Source organism: Pseudomonadota bacterium (genome assembly GCA_030860485.1).
In the GTDB taxonomy this organism is placed as follows: Bacteria; Pseudomonadota; Gammaproteobacteria; order JACCXJ01; family JACCXJ01; genus JACCXJ01.
In genome coordinates this window covers 1-2,360 of the sequence record JALZID010000179.1, presented here as the reverse complement: position 1 = coordinate 2,360, position 2,360 = coordinate 1, and the positions used below count along the sequence as shown (strand labels likewise).

Here is a 2,360-nt window from a genome sequence, read left to right as displayed (position 1 = left end):
CTCCGGCAGCGCCGATGTACCTGCGACTTTACTGCGACACCCTCGCCAACCGAAACTGGCACGTTCGGGGGGCCGTCGGCAGCTTGGAATGGATCGAGTTCGTCGCGGGGGGCGGACTCCGACTTCTCGCAACTGTTGATTACGGGCGGGCTCGCCCACTCAACGGTACCGAATGACCCGTTGAAATTCTGGTTCCTCAGAAGAATCTGTGGGTGAGTTGTGGTTCGGGCAGTTTGCCAAGTGTGTGATATAGCGCGAGTTCCACGATCCGGAAGGTGCGAAAGCCGTACGATTTTCTCATGGTGACTTTGGCCTTGTTGTTCAGCCCCTCGATGACGCCACTGGAGAACGCCTTGCGCGCCCGAAAATAGTTGAGCAGCAACTCGCGGTGGTTGCGCAGGGTGCGGACGAACTTCTTCATCGGTTCGATCCGCGAGCGCATGACTTGCCGGCACCACTCATCGAGGAACTTCCCCGCCCAGGTAGGCGAGGTGTAGTCCCAGAACTGCTGGAAGTCTTCCTTGAGCAGATAGGCTCGCACGCTCTTCAAGTTGTAGCGCAGGATGTCGCGCAACCGGATGCGTTGGTGATCGCTTAGATTCTCCTTGCGCTTGAGCAGGCACCAGCGCGATTTCTTCAGCACCGGCTCGTAGCCGTCTCGCACCAGTTGCCGCGCTTCGCCTGCGCGCACCTCGTCGATCGCCTTGTTCATCTTCGCCACGACGTGGAAACGGTCCAGGATGTTCAGCGCCCGCGTGCAGTGCTGCTCGATGAGCCGCAGATAGGGCTGCCACATGTCCGAGCAGACGAACTCAATCGCCGCGGCGAGTTCGTGACCGATCATCGTGAAGAAACGCTGGAAGCTCTCCACCGTGCGTTCCTGGCCCACCCACAGCAAGCGCGTGCACTGCACCTCGATCTGATAGACCAAGGTCAAGTATTGGTGCCCCCGCCCATACTGGATTTCATCCACGCCGATGGCCCGCAGCGGTGCCAGAACACGCCGCGCTAGCCCCCACTGCACCACGTACTCCACCGCGTGGCACACCTGGTCCCAGCTTGCGTGAAACGCCTCCGCCGTCTCGGTCCACGAGAGCTTCCGCGCCCAGTGCGCCAAAAACAGCATGTATGCCTCGGTCAGGGTGTGCTTGCCCATCGCCCAGGGTACCTGCTCCACCTTCACCCCGCAGACCCTGCACTGCACCCGGCGCATGCAGTACACTAACACCACGGCGTACCCCCATAATGGGATGAACTCGAAGCGCCGCTCGGACAGCCGGTCATAGCGGGGGGCGAGTTGCTGGCAACCCGAGCAGCGCGGCTTCGAGCCGTGTCGGGGACGCACCTCAACCTCGATGGTATTGACCTCTGGAAGCAAGCAGGCGTGCTCGTAGACAAAGCCGGGGAAGTGGTAGCAGGCATTGAGCAGGCGAGTCAGCAGCATGGGTCGCTCGGCAAAAGTCATGGACAAGAGCGCTATTGTCGCATCCGACACCGAGCGCTTGGCGCAGTACTGCCCGGATCTGGAGAGCTGGCCACGGAGCTGGTCCGTCGAGCCGCGCGACATTGCGCCCGGACAGCGCCTCGTGGAATGCTTCAAGCCGTTCCTGCTGCACCTACTTACCCTAGAGCTCTCGCGCAGGACCTTGCGTACGCATCGGGATAATCTTTGGATCCTCGGTGGGGAGATCATCCGCAACCTGCACGAGGACCCACCGTTGCGTAAACGCCCCCTCAACACGTGGTTGGGGAGCGTGATTGACGATGAAGGTGGACCGCTCATCTACTACTGTACCTCCGAGGAACAACAACGCTCCTTCGACTCTACCTGTCGGCGCTTCTACCGATTCCTGCAGGCATACCAAACAACCTCACTGACCCGCTAAACCACCCACAGATTTCTCAGACGAGCCAAAAAGATCGGGGACAAATCCCCGCTTTCCGCAGCGGAACTCGCCGTCGCCGAAATTTTCTCTGGCCGCTACAACCTCTCCGACGTCGTGGTTGAAGGGCGCATCGAGGGCGAGGGTCCCGATGTGCGCGCCGCCAATGACTTGCTCGCCCGCGCCGTGGCGCTGGTCAAACGCGAGCGCTTCTTCCATTGGTGGACTGCCTTTCCCACTGTCTGGCGCGCTGGCGGCGGCGGGTTCGATGCGGTGATTGGAAACCCACCGTGGGACCGCATCAAGCTGCAAGAGGTGGAGTGGTTCGCGGAGCGAGGACTAAACATCGCCCGGCAGGCCCGCGCCGCCGACCGCAAGCGCATGATCGACGATCTGCGGAAGAAGGGCGCGCCGCTGTGGCACGAGTATCTTGAAGCCAGCCAGCGGGCCGAGAGCCAGGCCGGCGTGTTGCGCGAC

Annotated in this window: 3 protein-coding genes; 2 read left to right on the top strand and 1 reads right to left on the bottom strand. The window is 61.6% G+C overall.

Annotated features, from left to right (window positions below; translation table 11 throughout):
* Positions 1-196: 196 nt before the first annotated feature.
* Complete coding sequence (locus M3461_09895) at positions 197-1,444, bottom strand: ISL3 family transposase (GenBank protein MDQ3774648.1); 1,248 nt, start codon at positions 1,442-1,444, stop codon at positions 197-199.
* Positions 1,445-1,463: 19 nt separating this feature from the next.
* Here M3461_09895 and M3461_09890 point away from each other — a divergent pair, with 19 nt between their 5' ends.
* On the top strand, positions 1,464-1,886 hold the full coding sequence (locus M3461_09890) for a hypothetical protein (GenBank protein ID MDQ3774647.1): 423 nt from the start codon (positions 1,464-1,466) through the stop codon (positions 1,884-1,886).
* 150 nt (positions 1,887-2,036) lie between these two features.
* Positions 2,037-2,360 (top strand): hypothetical protein (locus tag M3461_09885; GenBank protein MDQ3774646.1); only part of this gene is annotated, 324 nt, incomplete at its 3' end.